We start from the raw sequence: 21,776 nt of genomic DNA, 5'->3' as shown, positions 1-21,776 counted from the left end.
GTTGTTTTTGAAAAAGAAAAGTAAATTCAGTGTATCTCAAAATCTAAACAAATAGTTTGATTTTGAGATACACTTTTTTATTTTAAATAAACAGAAAACCTTATGTGTACTGCTGATGCTATGGGAAATAAACTTATACAATTCGGAAACGAATCTTTAACTTATGATGCGAATGGCAATCGTACATCTGATTGAAAATATAAGTATACATGGAACGAAGATGACCAAATTGTAGCGATCACAAAACAAGGTGAAAGCAATGTATTCGTGGGGTAACGCATTAAAGAGTGACGAAAAAGGTATCGCAGCAGATAATCCATTTGGATATGCGGGATACATGTATGATAAAGAAATTGGCATGTATTATCTGATTGCACGTTATTACAATCCAGACCATGGTGTGTCCTTATCGGTGAATCCTGATCCAGTGACGCAAAATGGATATACGTATGCAGAGTAGATCCAGATGGTCATTTAGCGTGGTTTGTTCCAGTAGCTAAGCTTGCTGTAAAGCAGCCATTAAAGTACAAATATAAGAAAACAGTAGCAGGTCAAATCACTGAATATACTTAAATATGCTATAAATCAATCAATTGGTCGTAATGGTATAGGAGTATCATCTAAGGCCATTTTAAATGCCGTTAAAACTGGCGAAAAAGTTATACAAAGTGGTGGTAGAACTAAATCTACTAGTAAACAGGCTGTAGTAGTTTTAAATAAAAAAGGTAAAGTAATTACAACTTTTGCTAAGGGTTCAAAATAAACTGGGAAAGGAGAAGATAAGGTTGTTTAAATTAAATAAAGAGATGCAGATTTTATTGAAACAGACATTAGAATCACAAAATAAACATTTACTATGGTTAAATGTTTATGAAGACTTAAGTATGATAGAAACTGAAAAAATAAATTGAGAGATATTATAGTAGATGAATTAATGGAAAAAGGTTTTGATGAACGAGACAATATAAACGATTTGGGAAGAGCATTAGAAGAGCTAATTGATATCTTAGGAAATTTAATACCCTAGAAAATGTTAAGCTGTATTGCAAAGTTTTTAGCAGATGGAAAGTTACGTTAATTACAGAATGAAAGATTATATAACTTTTAACAATGCGCTTAATACGAGTGTAGCTATGATTAGAGAGTTTTGCATGTGTAGAATAACTCCAAAAATATAAGGATATATTCTGAGGGCGTATGATTATATAGTATATTTATTGATTCGAATCTTTAAAAGGAGGGGAAACATGGGGAAAATAATAGGGATTATTCTGATTATAGGTGGTATGATTCCATTAATTTATGCAATGATACAAATCTATCGGCAATGGAAAGAAAAAGGACCTTCTTTTGCTCTTAAATCAATAATTTTCCTAGCCGTAAGCATTTTGCTAGATACTGCAACAACTATTATATTGTGTATGGTAACAGTATTCATTGGTATTTGTTTAATCATCTACTCATAATAAGTTCAAGAAGGCTAATTTATTGATTGTTACTAATTGGAGGGATTGGATGAACTTCATTTTATATGGATCTAAACATACAGTTTTAGCTTCCGTTTTTGACTCATTTCAAGGTAGGGAAAAAGAGTTTAATTGGCTTATAACAGACATGGAGATTGTCGCACATCAGGAAGAGAAACTTATCCGAGATTATCCTAAAATGTCGCATCCAATAGTTTGGATAGCAGGTGAAGATCTTTCAAATATCGTAAATAAATATAATCCTCAATTTATTTGGGGCGTACTATCTGCGTTTGATAAATCTATAAACATTGATATTAATAATTTGCTTGTAGAGCCCTATGCAAATGGAAACGAAGGACTCTGGGTACCAAGTCCAAATATCCAGCACCCTCAAGCAAAACTTGAAATTGTTTGTTGGGATTCCAGTTTGATGTTGTTATTAAGTAACGATATAAATATTGATGATAAATTTAGAAATTACTTTAAAGAAGCTAGGGATTTAAATGCCTATAATTCGGAATTTTGATTTTAATGGAGACAACATTAATCCGTTATACGAAACAGATATGAAAAAGAGAACGGTATGCGTACTCTACAAGTAGCGTATTATAAGGTGAAAAGCGGATTCTCTATGAGGAGAATTAGATTATTATTGATTTATAAAAACAATTAGGAATAATAAACTTAATATTATTAAATGAGAATAGGATGGGAATAAATATAACTTTGAGAGAAAAGAAGGTGTATTATGGAGTTTACATTCGAAAAGGTTCAACGTATTGAAGATGCAAATATATATCGTGTTAGTAATGTAACTGATATTTATGAAACAGATTTATTTGATGATTATAATCGTAATGTTGATAATTTAAGTTTACTTGTTCAAGAGAGGATTAATCAGTTTATTGTACATAATGAAGAATTTGAAGATTGGACATGTACTTGTTCTAAAGAAATGTTCTTAATTTATGAGGATATTGTAGAGATGCAAAAGGAATTGAATAAACTGGGTGAAGAGTTTGGTGGATATACAGACGGTTGGGGTGCATTTGTGTAATAGTGAATTTATTTATCGTGATAAAATAAATTAGATGGAGTAAAGAAACAATTTATGGAAAGAAGGGCTTATATAAGTTCTTCTTTCTTTGTATATATTAAGATATCTTAGTGGTAGAAAGGTATATGATATGTGGGCGGGGGGATACCGGTAAAAGCCCGATTGGTAAGGACTAATTAAAGTTTCACTTTATATAGGTTTTGAGAGAGTAAGATATAAGATATATTGTTTGTAGCGGAAATCTTGACGGAAGGGAGTGTGTGATAATTGGCAATGACGGATGAACAATTCGAGAATTATCTTGTTATGTGTTATGACAAATTAGAAAGTAAACAGCAAAAATTCATTTCGGATTATAATATCTATAACTTTGATGAGTATTGGTATGATCAAGATCGATGTATATTACAGGTTAAAAAAAATGGTCAAGTGTTACTTGAATTTAGTGTTGTTTTTATAGGGTCTTGGTCTGGAAAGAGTAACAGTTGGATGTGGTCTTGGGCTAATGAGAATGTGGCTGATTATGCAAGAAGTAAGTCTAACTGTTTGAAATATTTACAAAACATTACAGGAAGTGAGGTTTTTATAAATCCACTTTTTGAATGCGATCAAGAAATGGCGTATGAGCTAGCAGCCTTTTCTATTGAATATTTAGATGCAGAAGGAATGTATATGGCACCAGGTGAGAGAAGTGATGTATTTATGGCTGTTATGTCACCGCGTGCATTGTGAGTAGAGGATATTAAAAATATAGATAAGGTAGAATGAAAAAGGAGTACAGTTTAATAAATTAATAAAAGGTATTATAGTGACCGAATACCATGGTGATAAATGTAAGGGGGATTATATTGCTTGAAGTAAAGTTTTACGATTGGAAAAAAAACGTCCTAAAAAACATTATTTGCTTGTACATGAAATTAGAATTTTTGAGCTAATTTTCTCAAAGAAAGTTAGCGAGTTTGAGATGGGATTAAGAGAGATTGAAAAAGTAACTGTCTTTTGTTTAGCTAATGAAAACACTGATATTTCATATGAAGTGAATAGAGCTTTGGTTGAAATTCGTATATATGTTCCATATGATTTTATGGACTTTTTAGCATTAAATTCAGTTGAAGAGAAATACAAAGAGTTTTGCAAATTAGTACGCCAATATGTTGTCCCTGGACTTGAAGAAAACTCTACTCTTTCATCATCTATTGTTAAAGGGTATATAGAGGAATCTTTAGATGAAATTGTGAAGCAAAACTATGAAGGAATATTTTTAGTTGGGAAGACACCTAAGAAAAGCCCAAGCCGTAAGAAGATAGCGATATTAAAAGGGATTCATCGTGTTAAAGGTTTCCAGCTACGATGTGAAGTGTATGATGAAAAGGGATTAAAGATTCGAGATCAACTATTGGTGGAAGAGGTAGGGAATGAAATGGTGTATGCAAGATTTTTGGGTACATTAAAATGGGAAAGTGAAAATCTAATAGTAGTTCAATCTAAATCTAGTAGTTGGAAAGAAGAAATCTATCTTTAATAACAAGATAGCATTTTATAAAAAAGAATGTTTTTGTGTTGAAGAGATTGCGGATTTTACTTGTATTTGACAGGAGTAATAATATGGATATTTATGAGTTAGCTAATGGTGTAGATTCAAAAGAAAAACTAGTAGAATTCCTGTTTTATCTTCAAAAAGATTTTAAAGAAAATAAAGATGAGTGGGAGAATATAACGTTAGAATCATTGGAAGCATGGCTAAATGATTGTGATGGTGCTTTTCAAAATAAAGGTGAAGAGATGCCTAAAAATATATCATAGAATTTCATAGCGACGGTATTACTCGCGGGATCTTATTATGAATAAGTAAAAAACGAAGAGTCTAAATAGTCCCTTCGTTTTTTTACTTATTTTTTCTCTACCAATTTTTTATTCTTCCAATCTAGTGTGAACAATTTATTAAATGTTTTTTGATCAACGTCTTTTACGTTGTTTCCAACCCAGTTTGCAGTTCCGAATGTGAAGCCTGGACGAAGTTGGTAGTCGTCGGCGTGTTTTGTATAAGCGACTTGTAAGTTAGATTGATCTGTGTTTTTTTCAGAGATAACAACAGCAATCATACCAGGAGAGAAACCGCTATTTGTTAGTGCTGGAAGTTGATCCATCGGTATTAAATTACCTTTTGCATCAGATTCATATAGGTATGTGCGAGAGTACATGAACAGTTGGTTTCCATATAAAGAATGATAAGAATCACGTGTGTAAATACCCCAGTTTTGATTGTTATATCCGTTAAAGAATACGTTCCACTTTACGTTTTTGTTTGTTTGGTCAATTAAATTTGTTTTATAACTAGTTTGTTTATAGCTTACAGAGTCAGACCAAGTGACTTGACCAGTTGCACCAGCTTCACCGCTAGGGCCATTAGGCGTTACAGAAGCTTTAACAGAGCCACCAAGTTGATAAGATACGCTAGATGTTACAGTCGTTTCTTCTACAGCATTTGTAGGTGCTACGTTAAAGAAACGAGCGCTGTTATCTTGAAGGTTAAATGCAACATCATATTGTGAAGGATAACGTAATGTTGCACTAGCGCCAGGGATTGGGTAGTTATCAATAGGTGCATCACTTATAGTAGGATTTGCTTTTAGAAAACTACCAGTTGTATTAATAACGGCAATCTGTTTATCAGCGCTTGGGTCATCGATAAAAGTTACCTTTAAAGACATTGTCATATTATCAGCTTGATCATTATTAAATGTATTATAGCTCGTATGTGTTTTTGCATTTTGCCCGATATCTGTTACAACTTGTGACGTCGTTTGAGCGTAAGCAGCAGGTGTTGAAAGAGTTACAGCGCTACTAGCAAAAACAGCGGATAATGCTAAACATTTTAAATATGTTTTAGAACGTTTCATACAATCACTTCCTTTTATTTTTGTCGATATATGTCGTATTACATTTATATCGTAACATGAAAATAAAACGGAATTGATGGTTATGCATAATTGCATAGATGAGTTTTGAAGGATAAAGATAATAGAATTTTATCCAACACGTAAGACTCAAAAATGTCCATTACAGCCGTTCTTAAAAATTTTAAGACAATATGTTTATCAATGTTCTTATTCTGAAGATTGAAGCGCTTAATATTTACGTTATAAGTGCATAACAAGTTATAATAAAAGAAATCAATAAGGAGGCTGGCTGTGAAGAATCTTCGTTATCTCAATATATTTACCATATTAATTATATACACACTACTTATGTTTTATATCGGCTGGAACGGATGGGTTTGGCTTCATGCGGTATTTGGCTGGGAATCTTGGGGATATTATGCTTTCATAGTCGCATTTATTTCATATGCGTACATTCTCGTGCAAGTGTTTAAGTCTCTGCCATTTCTGCGAACGATAGGTTCGATTTGGTTTGCGGTTATACAATATGCGCTTATGTTGTTGCCATTAGCTGATATTATGGTCTTTCTTTTACAGTTTTCAGTAGAGAAAGAAGCGGCAATTATTTGGATAGGGACGGCTGTGATAGCTGCATTTATCTTTATCTTTGCGTATGGAGTATTTAATGCGTATAGTCCAGTAGTAAGAAAATACGAAGTGCACATACCGAAAAAGGTAGAGGGGCGTAAAAGTTTACGTATTGCGATGGCTTCTGATATGCATTTCGGTAAACTGTCTGGCGTTTCGCATTTGAAAAGACTTGTTCGTCATGTAAATGAAATGGAACCTGATATTATTTTACTGCCAGGTGATATTATCGATGATCATCCAGGAGTATTCATTCAAAAAAACATGGGTCATATTATGAAACAAATGAAAGCTCCATTAGGCGTATATGGTGTTTTAGGAAACCATGAATACTACGGCAGAGCGGTTCCAGAGTTTTTACAAGAGATGGATAAGATTGATATTCGTATTCTTTTAGATGAAGTGCTTACAATTGAAGATGACTTTTATCTCGTTGGAAGAAGAGATAAAACAGAGCGAGATCGCCAAAGCTTTGAAAAACTTATGAGTACAGTGGATAAATCCATGCCAGTTATCGCAATGGATCATCAGCCATTTGAGTTGAAACAGGCAGCGGATGCTGGTGTAGACTTATTATTATCCGGTCATACGCACCGCGGACAAATGGCGCCCAATCATATTGTAACGAGAAGAATGTACGAGCTAGACTGGGGATACGCACAAAAAGGCGCGTTCCACGCAATTGTTTCTTCTGGATTTGGATTTTGGGGACCACCGCTTAGACTTGGTAGTAGGTCGGAGATTGTGCAGGTAGAAGTTACGTTTGAATAAGGTTAAATAAAAGGGATTATACATATTAATCATGTATAATCCCTTTTATTTTTTATTTCTCAATCGCGCTCTTTACTTAAATATAATCTCAATTAGTTGTTGTGGATGTGCATTAATTAATCCATGAACAATAATAATTACCCATACCTTACGATAACGCGCCCACAAATATCCAAGGAATAGACCTACGATACCAAGGTTCACAATGACCGTAGCTGTATCAATATCCCAATGACCAGAGCCATGTAATGCGATATGCCAGCTTGCCCATAACAATGATGTAAGAAGAATAGCCGGCCAAGTACCTAGTAATAATTCCAAACGTGTTTGCAACCAAACTCTATAAAAAATCTCTTCAAGTACACTATTTATAAGAAACCCTACAAGTAAAATGGAGATTAAAATCGTGGGTTCCATTTTCATTGAAACAAATGGTGTAGAGAATATAGAAAAGAAGTTGAAGTAACCCCAGATTATAATGACAATAAGTGGTGTAAACCGATACCATCTATTATCCCCTGTTAATTTTACTGACTTTGGTCGTTCTTTTTCGGGGTTATTTTTATAAAAAAAAAGCAGCATTAATGGAGTGAATAATAATAAAATAATTTTAAATATCATAAACCACAATTGTAATGCCATTCCTTCAAAGTTCGTGGTGAGAAGACAAATCGTGAAGAGGGAGCCACTTAAGAAGAAGATAGCAGTTTGAATTATGATGCGCCTTGGTTCAAATTGTTGAAGGGGATTATAGTTTTTATGATGAAATGGTAGGAAACGGACAAGGAGTATACCGACAATAACAGGGAGCCACTTGTACCAAAAGGGCATCGTGCCCTTATGATCTCCACTGTAACGAATGTTCGTTTCTCCAATCCATATAAGCCAAAAAGATGAAAGCAAAATAATAAGCATAATGATACCGCCAATTAACTTCCCCGCTTTTGGAAAATAACTGTCCATAGTTATCCGACCTTTCATATTATAATTGTAAGTCAGTTTCTAATTGACTTCATTCGCTGCTTTTTTCTTTAGTAAATATGTATTTATAAATCTATTAAAACAAAAAAAGAGGAGTCGTGGAAATATTTTCTTTTTTTGATTAAATTTGATAAGAACAAGAGGACCTGTTTTTTATAAAAACAGAACGTTTATATTCAAATTACAGAATAGTATATTTACGCTTCTTCAAAAAAGAGATAATATAAAAAGACTTTGCTTGAAAAGGGGGATTGTAAGTGATCATATCAGATGTACTATACGGAGAATTTGAAGTGGATGCAGTGCTAGAAGAATTAATTTTAAGTAAGCCTATGCAAAGACTAAAGGGAATTCATCAAGCAGGCGCAAGTTACTTAATGAACGAGAAATGGAATGTAACTCGTTTTGAGCATTCAGTGGGTGTTATGTTATTGGTGAAAAAACTAGGTGGTTCAGTAGAAGAACAGATTGCTGGTTTACTACATGACGTATCACATACTGCTTTTTCCCACGTGATTGATTACGTTTTTGATAATGAAGATGAAAGTTATCATGAAGAGATATTTAGTTCTGTTGTGAAAAACTCAGAAATTCCAGCGATCCTTGTGAGGCATGGTTATAACTATGAAGATATTTTATTAGATGATTCGAAGTGGACGTTACTGGAAAGGTCAGCGCCCGAATTATGCGCAGATCGAGTGGATTATACGTTACGAGATATGTATACATATGGGTATATTTCTTTAGAAGAAGTTCATAGTTTTTTAGAGGATGTCATCGAAGTAGAGGGGAAAATGGTTCTTCAAAATATTGAAATAGCGGAATGGTTTACAGAAACGTATTACAAAGAAGTAATCGATTTCTTTATGGAACCAATGAATATTTACGGAAATGATATGTTAGCGAAAACGTTAAAGGTAGCTCTTCATAAAAGAATTATTCATGCAGATGATTTTCTTCTTGAAGATGAGGAGCTTATTTCGAAATTGCAGCAATGTAATGACCCCGAAGTAGAAGCTTTATTAAGCAAAATTCATCCAAATATAAAAGGAAAAGAAGATAGAAACGATTATGATTTACATCAGAAAAATAAAATGCGTCTTATTGATCCGCCGTTACTTCGTGAAGGGAAAATTGTTCAGTCATCTGTTGTATCAGAAAAAATAAGACAGATGAGTGATATCGCTTATGAAAAAGCGGTGAGAGGGATGTATGTGAAAGTGATTTCGAATTAAAAAAGAAGTAGCGCATCGTTTTTAGAGCGCTACTTCTTTTTTATTAATTATCAAACCAATTCCAAATCTCAATATCTCCAAGAGTCGCATAACGTACGTGCGGGGAGTTTTGTAATTTTAATAACTCTTTCGACGGGCCAGTAATAACAATTCCGTATACTTTTACACCGTTATCCTTTACATATTGATAACGTTTATCTAAGTTTAATTCTTTCTCAGAAAGCGCTGCTATTTTGCTTACCGTTTTTTTATGGATAGAAAGGACGCGCATCATTTCGGTTACTTTGTCTTCTTGCGTTTTCTGCCCGTCAGTTTCATTATCGAGGAATCTTACATGTTCTGGAAACCCTATAGCTTCTCCGCCATGTAGGATATAGTCATCTACATTGTTTCTTTCTTGTCCTGTATCTAAAGCGTACCATAAAGGAGTTGGAGGGAGTTCTTGTGCCTCGAATATGCTATATAAAAGCGGTTCTAATTCTTTTAAAGTGTAAGATTTATCAAAAGAAATTGCTACTTCTGCAACGGTTCCATCATGTACTTTTGCAAGTGTATCCCATACTTTTTTTGATGAATCCTTTAAATAATCACCCTGCTCTGTTTTTGGATGAACAAAGAAGAGTTTTGGTTGATAGAACGGATTCATCCAAGTTCGCTTCGTAACATCTACAGATGATAAGAAGCTTTTTGTTTCTATTGTACCGAGGGGCATTTCTTTTTTACCGACGGTTCGTACTAAATCAAATTGGCTATTCGTACGGAAAAAAGCTTCTACACTTGTTCCGCCCCCCATAACACGGCTATTTGGGATCGTTGCTTCAAGTGCAAGCGAAGGAACCTCTCTAATTTCTTCTAGCCTTTTATCATTATTAGCTTGAAAATAAAAGGCTGATAATACCCCGCCGATTATATAGATAACGATGCAAATTGATAATATAAAACCAAACGTTTGTAAACGATGTTTCCACTTAATCCTCCAAAAAGGAACTTTAAGATCTTTTGGAGGTAACTTTTTCTTAATTGGTTCTGTTTTTATTAACAGCTCATCTAAGTAAGCTTCACACTCTTCACATGACTCAATATGACTTTCTAACAGTTCTTGTTCATCATGCGTGAGCGTTCCATTTTCATACTTCTTCCATAGTTTTTTAAATTCTGTACACCCCATCCGTATCACTCCTTTATGCTTTTCATTTCTTTTCGTCCCCTGTGTAATTCAATTTTCACTTTCGCTAATGAGAGACCAGTCATTTCTGCTATTTCCTTATAGGAGAATCCATAGTAATCTCGTAGTAGCAGGGCATTTCGTCTTTCGAGCGGAAGAGAAGATAAACTGTCTAACCAACTAGCAATCTCATGTTTTACGAAATATGCATGTTCTGTACTTGGCACGTTTGGTAAATGGAATTCTGCAACTTCTGTTGTTTTATATTTCTTTTCTTTACGATACCAATCGATAAAGGCATTGTAGGCAATTGTAAATAACCACGGCCTAATTTCTTCTCCTTTATAATAGTCAATATGGACGAGCATTCGGTAAAATGTTTCTTGCATGAGATCTTCCGCATAGTGGGAATCTCCGGTTAGGGAGAGAAGATAGCGAAATAAATCTTGCATATGCTCTGAGTAAATTTCTTCTAATGATTGTTTGCGTTTCACTACATTTCCCTCCCTTCATATATAACAACGAAATACATATAAAAAAGTTACAATTTTTTATGGAATTATAGTAAAAAACGTCAAGAATTGGATTGCGTTCTCTTTTATCATAATACATATAAGGCGGGTGAACAGAGATGGAAAGCTATGAAACACAAATTCAAAGGTCAATTGATTATATTGAGGAAGATGTAATGGAAAAACAGACGCTGCGTAATTTAGCACGTATTGCAGGTTTTTCTGAGTCGCATTTTCATCGTGTATTTCAGGCATTAGTAGGTGATACAGTAATGGAGTATGTTCGAAAGCGGAGGTTAGCCCGGGCAGCTTATCAACTTTCTCATACGGATGAAAAAGTTATTGATATCGCGTTTGAACATGGCTTTCAATCTCACGAAACGTTCACGAGAGCCTTTAAAAAATTATTTCAAATGACACCGAGTGAATATCGAAAACAAGAAATCGAAACACCGATGTATTACAGAGTGAATGTAAAGCAAAGAAAATTAAATCCGTATTTAGGGGGCATACAAATGGAATATCGTATTGTAAATAAACCAGAATTTTTAGTGGCGGGTTATGAATTGAAGACGACAAGTAAAGAAGGGAAAAACCATCAAGACATTCCAGTATTTTGGCAAGAATATTTACAAAAAGATCTTGGAACGACGATTCCGAATCGTAAAGATACGAGTCAATGGGTAGAGCTTGGATTATGTACTGATTTTAATTTAGAAACAGGAGACTTCACTTACATTATCGGAATGGAAGTTACAGACTTTGAAAATGTACCAAATGAAATTGCGAAGCGTACTTTCCCGGCAGCAACATATGCAGTATTTACAACGCCGAAAGTTCCTCATGAAGAAATGGTATCGTCTATTCACCAAACTTGGAATGCAGTATTCTCAGAATGGTTCCCGCATTCAGGATATGAACATTGCGGTGTTACGGAGTTTGAACTGTACGATGAGCGTTGCCACGAAGATAAGAGTGAGTTTGCACAAGTAGAGCTTTGGATACCGGTGAAGAAAAAATAATAGGGTAAGAGCGAATCGTTGGGAGATGGTTCGCTTTTTCATAAAGGGGGAAATGGGAAAATGTTCAAAAAACTAGAATGTGTATCTATACATACGAAAGATATAGAAAGATCAGTTTCTTTCTATAAAGAAATGGGAATGAAGCAAAACTGGATGATAGAAAGAGAACTAGAAGAAGGGGTTATTTGGACGTTAATAGGATTGAAGTTTCCAGATGAGAAAAGTTCAGAGTTAGTAATAAGCAATCATCCGGATATTAATTTTACGGAAGTCGAAGTATTAGTAGAAGATGTACAACAAACGTATGAAAGTTTAAAAGATAATAAAGATGTAAAATGGATTCGCGAACCATTTCCAACAGAATCAGGACATGTTGCAGTAATGGAAGTACCTGATGAGAATGTGTTTGTGTTAGTAGGGAAATAGCTGAAATATGGAGTGACCTTTCATAGTGAGTTATGAAGGGTTATTTTTATCCCGCTATTTGCCGGGCAGCGCGATTGGTGAGGGCTAATAATCAGTGGGGGATGAACAAAACCTCCACTGATTAAAGTTTCACTTTATAAGTGGATTGTTAAATTTGTATTGTTTTATCTGTAATACATATGAAAATGGTAAAATAAAATAGCAATTAAATATTGCGGGTGGAAGGTTATGCCCTTTCTTCATTTTGTGAAGAAAGGAGGTGTAATCGTATGGAATTTCTTTTGCAAATTTTGTTGGAAATTACAAAAACTATAGCTAGAGAAGGTATAGTTTTTGGATTTAAGAAATTAACGGCAAAAAAGCGCAAAAAGAAGACCACCCGTCTGCCTGCGAAGCGTGGGAAGTCTTCTAAGCGCAAATAAGCTTTAGTTGCAACCTTCCACCTTGCGGTAATTAGTTGCAGTGACGGGGTGTTGGAAGCACCTCGTCTACTTCATTTTATGCAAAACTTAGTTAGTTTATACTTCTATTTATAGTATAACAGTTTAGAAATGTATTTGTTAATAGTTTTATTTTTACTTTGTCTCGAAAAAACGATTCACATAATTTCAATTACCGCAAAATTCTCCCAGAAAAGAAAAAAAGACGCCACATAGCGTCTTTCCTACGAACGAAACGGAAACACAAGAATAATCGTCGTTCCATTTCCGAGTGCACTATCAACGGAAATTGTCCCGTTATGAGCATGAACGAGCTGTTTTGTAATGGCTAGGCCAAGTCCAGTTCCGATGTTGCTTTCTTCTGTGTTTGTTCCGCGGTAATATCGTTCAAATAGAAGTTCTTTCGTTTTTTCATCCATTCCTTTTCCGTCATCTGAAATGGAGAGTGTAAAGGAATTAGCGTTTTGTGATAATTTTACGATGACAGTAGTTGTTTCGTTATTATGTTTTACAGCATTTACTAGTAAGTTTTCGATAATACGCTGGAACCATTTTTCTTCAATGAAATATTGAATTTTATTTGAGCTCGGTACGAATTCAATATTTTGATTTTGAAGTGTTGGATTGTTAATAAATTGCAATAACACTTTTTGAACGAATTGATTGATTTCAACGTTTACGTGTTGGGCAGGAAGGCTGTTATTTTTTAATTGATACGTTAAGCTTAAATCATCAATTAATGTCGTCATATATTGAGATTTCTCTTTCATAACACTACCAAATTGTTGAATATCACGATCAGTCCAGTTATATTGATTCGATTCGAGTAATAATGCGTAGCCATATATAGAGCTAAGTGGTGTTTTTAAGTCGTGTGTTAGACCGGTAATCCATTCTTCTCGTGTTTGCTGAAGTACTTGCCTCATCGCATCATTTTTTTTGAGTGTAATAGAAAGGTGTTCTAGTGAACTTGTTACATCTCTAAACAAACGGAATGACCATTTTTCTTTACCAGATCTCCGGAACCTGACAGGTTTTCCTTTTTTACTAATAGGTTCTTCATACTTTCCGCCAGCGATATTTTTAAGCCAGCGCATCGCATGTAATAACGGTTTCCCGAATTTATTACCGTACCAAATAGAAAGAATGACTAAATAAACAAATACGATAAGAAGGATTAATCCGCATCCGATGAGAAACTTCTTAGTAAATACATCTTCAATTTCGTCATCTGGATAGTAGTGATCATTTTTCGCAGTCACAACGAGAAGGTTGCCACTATTTGCATCGTAAAAGCTAGACGTGTTTTCTTTATGATTCCACGGTTCTTTTTCATTAAGGGCGATTTGTATTGCTGAAAATGTTTTTTTCTTTCCAGCTGGATAGGCAAAAACCTCTTCGCCATTTTGATTAAATATTTGAAGTGCTGCTTTTTCTTTAGACAGTAACTGTTTTTCTTGATCTGTTAATGTAAACGAATCCATCGTTAAAGAGGAGTGATCCTTTTGAATTGCTGTCAGTAACGCATTGCTTTTTAACATACCACCATAAATAACAAGTACTTTCTTTTCTTCTAATTCAATTTCCCAATATGTAAATTTATAATTACTTTCGATATGATGTTGTATATATGCGACTAAAGATGTCTTCGTATAAGCATTCGGAACATCATTTGGTGTATTAAAGTGGTAGAGGATTTTTCCGTTTTCATCTACAACTTGGAGCCAATCATTTTTCTCCTTTATTAAATCTTGCACTTCAGATTGTAACGAAATATGCCCATCTTCTGAAGAGATGTATCTTGAAATTGTAAAACTATCAGAATCTGGAATATTAGGTTCGTATAAAGTACTAGTAAGAAGAAAAATTAAATAAGTAAAAGCAGCAACTACAGCGATAAGTAATGTAACTAAAACAAAAACGTGTTGCATGATAAATTGAATAATAAGTCGTTTATTAAAATTCATATCGTCACCCTACTTTGTAACGAACTTATAACCAAGCCCGCGAACGGTTTTTATATATTCTGGTTTACTTGGATCGTGTTCAATTTTTTCACGTAGTTTTCGAATGTGGACCATAACAGTGTTGTCATCGCCATTATAGGCAGGTGCTCCCCAAACTTTTTCGTATATTTCCTCTTTCGAAAATACGTAGTTTGGATTCTCGCAAAAGAAGAGTAGTAGTTGAAAGAGTTGAGCGGAACATTCGACAATGTGACCATCCACTGTCAGTTCTGCAGAGTGCTGATCAATTTCAAATCTGCCAAATGAAATCGAGTGTGATTTTTGTTCGTGTGGTACGGTTTGTTTCATATGTCTCCGAAGCTGTGCTTTCATACGTGCTACTACTTCTAATGGATTAAAGGGCTTCGTAATATAATCATCCGCACCGTATGAAAATCCGGATATTTTATCTAAATCAGATGCTTTTGCTGATAGGAAGAAAATTGGACAATCTGTTTGTTGGCGAATGATTGGACAAATATCAAAACCGGATTGTCTAGGAAGCATTACATCTAAAATAATTAAATCGTAATTGTTTTGCTTAGTTAGAGATAAAGCTATTTCAGCTGATGTTGCAGTTGTAATATGAGAAAAACCTTCTTTTTCAAGAATGGTAGTTAGTAATTGTAAAATTGCTGTTTCATCATCAACAAGTAAAATATTTGCTCGGTACATAAAAATCCCTCCTAATTTTCTCGAATATCATATCATCATTTTGTAACTTATGGAATTTTTAAGGAAATTTTAAGGTTTTCTTTCGCAAAAAATTAAGAATCAAATGATATGATAAAAGTAACATAGGGGAGGAGATGAGTGTGAATCCGTTTCAAGTGATGCGAGCTAGATATTTTTTAATTGTATTTGCACTATTAATTTTAATAGCGAGAAGTAGTGGCGATTTGCTAACAAGTATATTTCATATACAAAATTCTTCTTTTATAAATATCCTTATATTCTATATCCTTCCGATCATATGGATTTTTTATGAGTATAGAAAGCATCGCATTTCATTTTCATTGTTTGTTAATAAAAATGAAACATTTAACTTGGTGCAAGTTTTATACATTACGGTTATGTTGTGCATGTTTAGTTACGGGTATCTTATTTTGTATATGTATAGTTTTGCATGGATTACACCGGACTTTATTATGAATGCATTGCATGAACCGATTATAGATAGTACTGGGGGATATGTATATCAAGTCATTAGGGTCGTATTCATCGCACCAATTATCGGGGAGTTTGTTTTTCGCGGATTTTTACTTCAACGTTTTGCAACAAAATGGGGAACGAGCATAGCGACCATCGTTGTAGCAATATTGTTTGCGTTGTTACATGTTGATTTCCTCGGTGCAGCCATATTCAGCATCGTATTATCAATCGTATATATTCGTACGAAAAGTTTACTCATGCCAATTGCAATACATATGTTAAACAATGCATTTGTAATGGGTGCGTCTTTTTTAATAAGTAGAGAAAAAATTATGAGTTTTGCCGATTTCTCAAATTACACGACATTCTTTCCTGGACTTATTATTTTTATAACAGGATTAAACTTAGTACTTATCTTTTTATTTGTTAATCGTAAATATTGGAGTAAAGAAGTGCCAGTTATATATGCAGAGCAGGAAAAGAGCTTTTCAGATGTAGTGGGGAGTAAATGAGATGAAGAAGACGGTTGAAAAAATATTAAAAGATATTATAGATGCTACGTCTATTACAGATATGTGTGATAAAAGCGTTTGTCATTGGCTTCAACCTGTAGTAGATACGATTGTGTTTCCAGAGTATTACTTATTTTCTAGTACTCATTTAAAAGAAAATATTATTTCTCTTCTTATTGTGTTCGGGGTTTTACTAATATTTGGTCTAATTGTAGAAGAAATGATGAAGTGCATCTTCAGAAAGAATGAAGAGAAGTATATGTGGATTCATAAAGTATTCGAGAAAGTAATGGTGGCTTTCCTTTTGTTTTATGGTATAAAAACAATCATTTACTTTATAGCTTTGAAACATCATTAATTCGAAATTTGAAAGGGATGTATAAAATTATATGAATGAAACGATATCATCAAATAAGTTTTTTTATTTGATTTTACTTAGTCTAGTGTTAATAACGACAGTGAATGTTATTTTGCGCTGGGAGGAAGCTTATTTTTTCATGTATTTAGCGCTCCATTTGTTGGGGATTTTATGTATAAGTGGTGGAGTGGTTACTGAAAAAAAGAATGAAGAAAGCGTTAACTATATGTGTGTGATCGGTCTTGTTTTACTTTTAGCTGTACAAGGTATTATGAAATATAGTTCTTTCTCTTTACAAGATTTTAGTTTATTAATAGATGTACTTCCTTAAAGAGGCTTTTTATTTTATCTAAAAAGCAAGTAGGGTACGTGTTGGTTTGTAAGTGTACGGATTGTGAACCGAAGAAAGTGTTTAAAGATAGGTAAAACTCTTCTTATGTAGAAGAGTTTTTTTATGTAAATAAAAAGATCCAGAGCAATTCACATAATAAGCTTGTTCTAATTTAGCGTGTACGAACTTACAATAATAATAGACAGGCAGCATAGAGGAGGGAATAGCGTGAGGAAGGTTATTGGTTGGTCGCTTTTTTTGTACGTTGGATTTGCGTTACTTATATATTGGTATTTATTTGGATGGAATCATGAACTTATTCCGGACATGTATAAGGGAACGAGTGCAGATCCAGAAACGTTTATGAGTGCTAGAGAGCTTACGCTAAGCCAAGATTATTCGCGCGTGAAAAATTTACTATACTTTTTAGCGACGCCTCTTGAATGGATTATTTTATTATTTGTACTTGTGCTAGGTATTTCAAGAAAGTTTGAGAAATGGTCGAAGGAAACGACTAAAATAAGTGTTTTGCAAGTTGCGATTTATTTCTTTTATTTATCATTATTGACAACAGTGCTTGCCTTACCGATGCAATGGATTGGCCGGAAAGTGTCCGTTGATTACGGCATTTCAACACAAAGTACACAAAGCTGGATAAAAGATCATGTTATCGGTTTTTGGGAAAGTTATGCGACTATGTTAATCGTAGTTACCGTTCTATTATGGCTTATCCGTAAATTTCCGAAGAGATGGTGGCTCGCAGGATGGGCGCTCTCTGTTCCATTTACAATCTTTTTAACATTCATACAGCCTGTCGTTATTGATCCACTGTATAACGACTTCTCGACGCTGAAAAATAAAGAATTAGAAACGAAAATTTTAGCGATAGCAGACAAAGCGGACATTCCTGCTAAACACGTATATGAAGTAAATATGTCAGAAAAAACGAATGCATTAAATGCTTACGTAACAGGAATTGGCCCTAACGCCCGTATTGTAATGTGGGATACAACGCTTAAGCAGTTAAAAGATAAAGAGATTTTATTTATCATGGCTCATGAAATGGGACATTATGTTATGAAGCATATATATTTTGGAGTTGCAAGTTATGTATTGCTATCGTTTATAGGTATGTTTTTAATTAGTCGTATTATAAATATGTGTATTCGCAAATGGGGAGATACATTGCAAATTTCAAAAGTGGCATGTTTCTCCATTTTACCTTTATTTTTCTTAATTTCTTCTATACTCTCTTTTGCAGCACAACCAGCAACAAACTACGTTTCACGTATAGAAGAAAGAGCCGCAGATCAATATGCTTTAAATATGACGAAGGACGGGAAATCTGGTGTGAAAACTTTTCAATATTTATCAAAAACAAGTTTAAGCCAAGTAAATCCGCCTGCGTTAGTGAAATTTTTCTTATACACGCACCCACCAATTTTTGAAAGAATTCATACGTTTGAACAATATGAGAAACAAAGCAAAAAGGAGTAGCATGATAGCTACTTCTTTTTTTATAGAGATATAAGTTTCATATTGGGAATATTTATCATTGCTTTTTATTGTGATTTTGTAAATAATAAGCTATAAAATTCTAAAAATCTATATATAAAGGAATAAAGGTGGAAAAATGTATTTTTTACAAAATTTAAAAGTGAAATATAAATTATTAGCGCTTATTTCATTAGCAGTTTTAGGTATGGTAATTATAAGCAGTGTAGCAATTAGTTCTATTAATAAGATTAAGCATGATACAGAGGTTGTAGTAGATGATTATCAATATTCTGCAATTTTATTAGAAGGAATGCTTCGCACACAAAATTCACTAGAATATAATTTATTAGAATTAATTACGGTATCACAAAATGAAGTGGCAAATAAAGAGGGAATAATTGATAATATTGAAAAGGATCTTAAAAAATATGATTCTTTATTAAAAGAATATGATGATGGTTTTAATTTAAGTAAGCAAGAGGATGAACTGTTTCAGAAGATGAAGAAATCTTTGCCAAGTTATAAAGATACATATAAAAAATTATTTGAAAAGGCAAAGGCAACAAACGAGCCACAAATGGTAAATGAATTTCAGAAGGAATTAAAACCGAAGGGAATAGAGTTAGCTGGTTATGCAGTGGATCTAGAATCGTATGTTTCAAATTTAGCTGACCAAGTATTTAAAGATTCTCAAAAAATGATTGATCGTTCCGTTATTACCTTTATCATTCTTGTAGTAGTTACTACAATCGTTATATGTATAGTAAGTTATATTATTAGCAAGCTCATAGTTGCTCCTTTACAAACGGTTAGTCGTATGATGGAAAGAGCGAAAGAAGGAGATTTAACCGTACATGGTGATTATACTGCTAAGGATGAATTAGGTGTATTAGTAAGTAATTTTAACGAGATGATTGCAGGGCTAAGAACAAATATGGAAGAAGTAGAGAATAATATTCAGCTTTTATTCCAACATGCAGACGGAGTAGTATCTGCATCAGAAGTATCTAGTAGTGCAGCGAAGAAAATCACTATGGATATTGAAGAAGTTGCAAATGGTGCAGAGAGTCAAATGCAAGCAATGGAACAAACTGCGGGTGCGATGGAAGAGTTGACGCAAGGAATGCAGAGTATAGTCAATACATCATCCTCTGTAAATGAATTATCTGCTCAATCAGCATTAGATGCAGAGAGTGGTAACAAATTAATGAAACAAATGATTCAACAGATGGATACAATCCAAAATTCGGTACATAGCGGTGTGAAACAAGTAGAGACTATGAAAGAACAATCAGAAGAAATTGTTAAAATCATTGATGTTATGCAAGGTATTACCTCCCAGATTAACTTATTAGCATTAAACGCCGCAATTGAGGCTGCACGTGCTGGTGAAAGTGGTAGAGGATTTGCAATTGTGGCAGATGAAGTGCGGAAATTAGCAGAACAATCTAGTGATTCTGCAAAACAAATTGAGAATCTTATTACTCAAGTTATGGGAACAACGAACCATACGGTACATATGATGGGGAAAGTAGATAATGAGGTACAGGCAGGTACACAAGTAGTAATGCATACAGAAAAAGTATTTGGAACAATTACAGAAAAAGTACAGCAAGTATCTGAGCAAATTCAAACGGTATCTATGTCTACAGATGAAATTGCAGCGAGTAGTGAGGAAATCTCGGCTTCTGCAGAAGACATGGCTCAAATTTCCCAAAGATCATCTGACCGAACTGATAGGGTAAAAGAGTCTATTCAACAGCAAGAAAAATCTGTTCAAGAGATTTCGGTTTCAATTGAACATATGCATAACGCAGCAGGAAAACTAAAACAAATAGTTGCCCAATTTACTCTTCAAAAGTAGTAGCATATTTGAGTGTTAATAAATATAAAAAAAGCATCCTCTTTTAATAAAAAAGGATGCTTTTTTTATTGCTACTATTCATAGACTTCAGGCATTTTCAAGGCGATGATTTATACATACTAGATTTGTATATTACTTATTTTTTGACAGTTTAAGAGATTTATCGACGAGACTCATTTCTGTATTAGTGTTTTTAGATCCTGCTGTTGCCAAACTATTAGACCGGATTTAGATGCAAGTAATAGGGAGTATCCTTATATTTTTAGGGATGGTACTAACTTTTCGCAAGGGAAGAGAAGGCGAGTTATCATTGAAGGGGAATGCTACCTCTGAAATATAAATCATGAATATAGTAATCGCCATTAGGTATCTCCTTTTCGCGCCAATAAAGGGAAGTTGTAAAGTGAAAAGGAGTTTATAAAGAGATTGTAGAATGTTTTAGTACATAACACCTTAGAGGTGACAACTTCCTTTTTGAAAAAGAAAGAAGGAGGCATAAAGCAGAAAGGTAGTGGAAATATTTCTTCTAGAAGATTTGCATTTTATCTTACATTCACCAAAAAGAGTACTCCTGAAACAATGAAATTCATTTTATTTGAATGAAATAGGGAGAGAGGATAATGAAGAAAAAAATATTGGGTGTAATGATGATTGCGACAATGGCAGGAGGTATATTTGCAGGGACGAATGTGACGCCTGTAAAAGCGGAAGAGTATCCACAAATGATTGTGTTTGAAGATGTTCCATACGGATTTTGGGCATATGATGCTATTATGGATTTAGCATATCATAAAATTATATTAGGGTATGGAAACGGGAAGTATGGTGTTGGTGATCTTATAACACGTGAACAAGTAGCTGGGACTATTTACAGAACACTTGAGATAAAAGAAGAAGGGCCAGTAGCGAATCCATATAAAGATGTTTCTGATAGTACAACAACTTTTAAAAAGGAAATTTTGGCGTTAACAAAACGTGGTGTTTTTACAGGGGATGGCCAAGGGAATTTTAGGCCGAAAGCACCAATCTCTAGAGCGGAAATGGCTGTCATTTTAAAACGAGCATTTAATTTTGAAACGAAACAAAAACATACATTTAAAGATATTCCAAAAGGCCACTGGGCAGAAGATGCAATTAGTGCGCTACAATCTAATAATGTTGTAAGAGGAACTGGGAATGGCATGTATGAATTAAATCGCTCTGTACCTAGAGAACAATATGCTCAGTTTATTAATAATGCGATTATTAATTATCATTTGAAAGAGGATTGGAAATAGAGTGAAATATGAAAGCACAAATAGAAATATTTGTGCTTTTTTGTTTGTTTAAAAAAGAATTATTATTCGTTTATTTGTATTTTTAATGTTATACATAAGCTTTATAATCAACCCCATAAAAAAGACATGATGTGTAATAAGATTCACAAAAACGTCACGAAATGTGTCGGAAAA

Annotated in this window: 24 protein-coding genes and 3 pseudogenes; 20 read left to right on the top strand and 7 right to left on the bottom strand. The window is 33.9% G+C overall.

All coding sequences use genetic code 11. The features are described 5' to 3' along the window. Nucleotides 1-123 precede the first annotated feature (123 nt). From OXT04_RS16610 to OXT04_RS16580, 7 genes and pseudogenes are all read left to right on the top strand, one after another. Nucleotides 124-489, top strand: a pseudogene (locus OXT04_RS16610) (RHS repeat-associated core domain-containing protein); the annotation flags it as partial. A 758-nt stretch (nt 490-1,247) separates the two neighbouring features. Further along, entirely contained in the window at nt 1,248-1,466 is a 219-nt protein-coding gene (locus OXT04_RS16605; protein WP_097822126.1) for a hypothetical protein, read from the top strand. Nucleotides 1,467-1,515: 49 nt separating this feature from the next. Then, nucleotides 1,516-1,995 (top strand): hypothetical protein, encoded by a 480-nt coding sequence (locus OXT04_RS16600; RefSeq protein ID WP_016082555.1) that lies wholly within the window; start codon nt 1,516-1,518, stop codon nt 1,993-1,995. A 222-nt stretch (nt 1,996-2,217) separates the two neighbouring features. Further along, complete coding sequence (locus OXT04_RS16595; RefSeq protein ID WP_050842816.1) at nt 2,218-2,526, top strand: ribonuclease E inhibitor RraB; 309 nt, start codon at nt 2,218-2,220, stop codon at nt 2,524-2,526. A 267-nt stretch (nt 2,527-2,793) separates the two neighbouring features. Further along, nucleotides 2,794-3,258, top strand: coding sequence for a DUF6882 domain-containing protein (locus OXT04_RS16590; RefSeq protein ID WP_064532855.1), 465 nt, complete (start codon nt 2,794-2,796; stop codon nt 3,256-3,258). Nucleotides 3,259-3,490: 232 nt separating this feature from the next. Then, a complete protein-coding gene (locus OXT04_RS16585; protein WP_097822157.1) occupies nt 3,491-4,048 on the top strand; it encodes a hypothetical protein in 558 nt (185 codons plus the stop codon). Between the two features lie 83 nt (nt 4,049-4,131). Further along, entirely contained in the window at nt 4,132-4,329 is a 198-nt protein-coding gene (locus tag OXT04_RS16580; protein WP_069355186.1) for a DUF7660 family protein, read from the top strand. A gap of 86 nt (nt 4,330-4,415) precedes the next feature. Here the strand turns inward: OXT04_RS16580 and cytK2 are convergent, their stop codons facing one another. Then, nucleotides 4,416-5,426: a beta-channel forming cytolysin CytK2 gene (gene cytK2, locus OXT04_RS16575; RefSeq protein ID WP_000830627.1), complete on the bottom strand. Its 1,011-nt coding sequence runs from the start codon at nt 5,424-5,426 to the stop codon at nt 4,416-4,418. A gap of 80 nt (nt 5,427-5,506) precedes the next feature. Then, nucleotides 5,507-5,683 (bottom strand): TetR family transcriptional regulator, encoded by a 177-nt coding sequence (locus OXT04_RS29785; RefSeq protein ID WP_071714124.1) that lies wholly within the window; start codon nt 5,681-5,683, stop codon nt 5,507-5,509. A 34-nt stretch (nt 5,684-5,717) separates the two neighbouring features. Between OXT04_RS29785 and OXT04_RS16570 the strand changes: the two genes are divergently transcribed. Further along, nucleotides 5,718-6,824 (top strand): metallophosphoesterase, encoded by a 1,107-nt coding sequence (locus tag OXT04_RS16570; protein WP_000793741.1) that lies wholly within the window; start codon nt 5,718-5,720, stop codon nt 6,822-6,824. Nucleotides 6,825-6,896: 72 nt separating this feature from the next. Here OXT04_RS16570 and OXT04_RS16565 read toward each other — a convergent pair whose 3' ends face one another. After that, on the bottom strand, nt 6,897-7,787 hold the full coding sequence (locus OXT04_RS16565) for a CPBP family intramembrane glutamic endopeptidase (RefSeq protein WP_000378922.1): 891 nt from the start codon (nt 7,785-7,787) through the stop codon (nt 6,897-6,899). 275 nt (nt 7,788-8,062) lie between these two features. On the opposite strand from OXT04_RS16565, the gene OXT04_RS16560 reads away from it, so the two are divergent. After that, nucleotides 8,063-9,040, top strand: coding sequence for an HD domain-containing protein (locus OXT04_RS16560; RefSeq protein ID WP_000587038.1), 978 nt, complete (start codon nt 8,063-8,065; stop codon nt 9,038-9,040). A gap of 43 nt (nt 9,041-9,083) precedes the next feature. On the opposite strand, the gene OXT04_RS16555 is transcribed toward OXT04_RS16560, so the two are convergent. Beyond that, nucleotides 9,084-10,208, bottom strand: a complete 1,125-nt coding sequence (locus OXT04_RS16555; RefSeq protein WP_267416032.1) for an anti-sigma factor — start codon at nt 10,206-10,208, stop codon at nt 9,084-9,086. A gap of 5 nt (nt 10,209-10,213) precedes the next feature. Continuing rightward, nucleotides 10,214-10,699: an RNA polymerase sigma factor gene (locus OXT04_RS16550; protein WP_000824004.1), complete on the bottom strand. Its 486-nt coding sequence runs from the start codon at nt 10,697-10,699 to the stop codon at nt 10,214-10,216. Nucleotides 10,700-10,836: 137 nt separating this feature from the next. Between OXT04_RS16550 and OXT04_RS16545 the strand changes: the two genes are divergently transcribed. From OXT04_RS16545 to OXT04_RS16535, 3 genes are all read left to right on the top strand, one after another. Then, nucleotides 10,837-11,739, top strand: coding sequence for an AraC family transcriptional regulator (locus OXT04_RS16545; protein ID WP_000446842.1), 903 nt, complete (start codon nt 10,837-10,839; stop codon nt 11,737-11,739). 60 nt (nt 11,740-11,799) lie between these two features. Then, complete coding sequence (locus OXT04_RS16540) at nt 11,800-12,165, top strand: VOC family protein (RefSeq protein ID WP_267416025.1); 366 nt, start codon at nt 11,800-11,802, stop codon at nt 12,163-12,165. Nucleotides 12,166-12,434: 269 nt separating this feature from the next. Next, nucleotides 12,435-12,587 carry a hypothetical protein gene (locus OXT04_RS16535; RefSeq protein WP_000394943.1) on the top strand — a complete coding sequence of 51 codons (153 nt, stop codon included), beginning with the start codon at nt 12,435-12,437 and terminating at the stop codon, nt 12,585-12,587. A gap of 242 nt (nt 12,588-12,829) precedes the next feature. On the opposite strand, the gene OXT04_RS16530 is transcribed toward OXT04_RS16535, so the two are convergent. Together OXT04_RS16530 and OXT04_RS16525 are read right to left on the bottom strand one after the other, a co-directional pair. Continuing rightward, entirely contained in the window at nt 12,830-14,572 is a 1,743-nt protein-coding gene (locus tag OXT04_RS16530; RefSeq protein ID WP_061660112.1) for a sensor histidine kinase, read from the bottom strand. A 9-nt stretch (nt 14,573-14,581) separates the two neighbouring features. Next, nucleotides 14,582-15,286 (bottom strand): response regulator transcription factor, encoded by a 705-nt coding sequence (locus OXT04_RS16525; RefSeq protein WP_267416023.1) that lies wholly within the window; start codon nt 15,284-15,286, stop codon nt 14,582-14,584. Nucleotides 15,287-15,426: 140 nt separating this feature from the next. Between OXT04_RS16525 and OXT04_RS16520 the strand changes: the two genes are divergently transcribed. From OXT04_RS16520 to OXT04_RS16490, 8 genes and pseudogenes are all read left to right on the top strand, one after another. Then, nucleotides 15,427-16,275, top strand: coding sequence for a CPBP family intramembrane glutamic endopeptidase (locus OXT04_RS16520; RefSeq protein ID WP_001067979.1), 849 nt, complete (start codon nt 15,427-15,429; stop codon nt 16,273-16,275). Between the two features lies 1 nt (nt 16,276). After that, nucleotides 16,277-16,633 carry a hypothetical protein gene (locus OXT04_RS16515; RefSeq protein WP_000754329.1) on the top strand — a complete coding sequence of 119 codons (357 nt, stop codon included), beginning with the start codon at nt 16,277-16,279 and terminating at the stop codon, nt 16,631-16,633. Between the two features lie 31 nt (nt 16,634-16,664). Further along, complete coding sequence (locus OXT04_RS16510; RefSeq protein WP_001006050.1) at nt 16,665-16,964, top strand: DUF2101 family protein; 300 nt, start codon at nt 16,665-16,667, stop codon at nt 16,962-16,964. 228 nt (nt 16,965-17,192) lie between these two features. Next, entirely contained in the window at nt 17,193-18,461 is a 1,269-nt protein-coding gene (locus tag OXT04_RS16505; RefSeq protein ID WP_001233314.1) for a M48 family metallopeptidase, read from the top strand. Nucleotides 18,462-18,597: 136 nt separating this feature from the next. Beyond that, a pseudogene (locus OXT04_RS30190) lies at nt 18,598-19,377 on the top strand (MCP four helix bundle domain-containing protein); the annotation flags it as partial. Further along, a complete protein-coding gene (locus OXT04_RS30185; protein ID WP_411326792.1) occupies nt 19,372-20,325 on the top strand; it encodes a methyl-accepting chemotaxis protein in 954 nt (317 codons plus the stop codon). The pseudogene OXT04_RS30190 and the gene OXT04_RS30185, both read left to right, overlap by 6 nt. A 59-nt stretch (nt 20,326-20,384) precedes the next feature. Further along, nucleotides 20,385-20,665 (top strand): annotated as a pseudogene (locus OXT04_RS16495) (EamA family transporter); the annotation flags it as partial. Between the two features lie 280 nt (nt 20,666-20,945). After that, nucleotides 20,946-21,602 (top strand): S-layer homology domain-containing protein, encoded by a 657-nt coding sequence (locus tag OXT04_RS16490; protein ID WP_267416017.1) that lies wholly within the window; start codon nt 20,946-20,948, stop codon nt 21,600-21,602. The last annotated feature ends 174 nt before the right edge of the window (nt 21,603-21,776 follow it).

The sequence above is a fragment of the Bacillus sp. GC_Bacil_1 genome (assembly GCF_026540675.1).
Lineage (GTDB): Bacteria > Bacillota > Bacilli > Bacillales > Bacillaceae_G > Bacillus_A > Bacillus_A cereus.
This window is presented reverse-complemented; position numbering and strand designations above follow the sequence as displayed.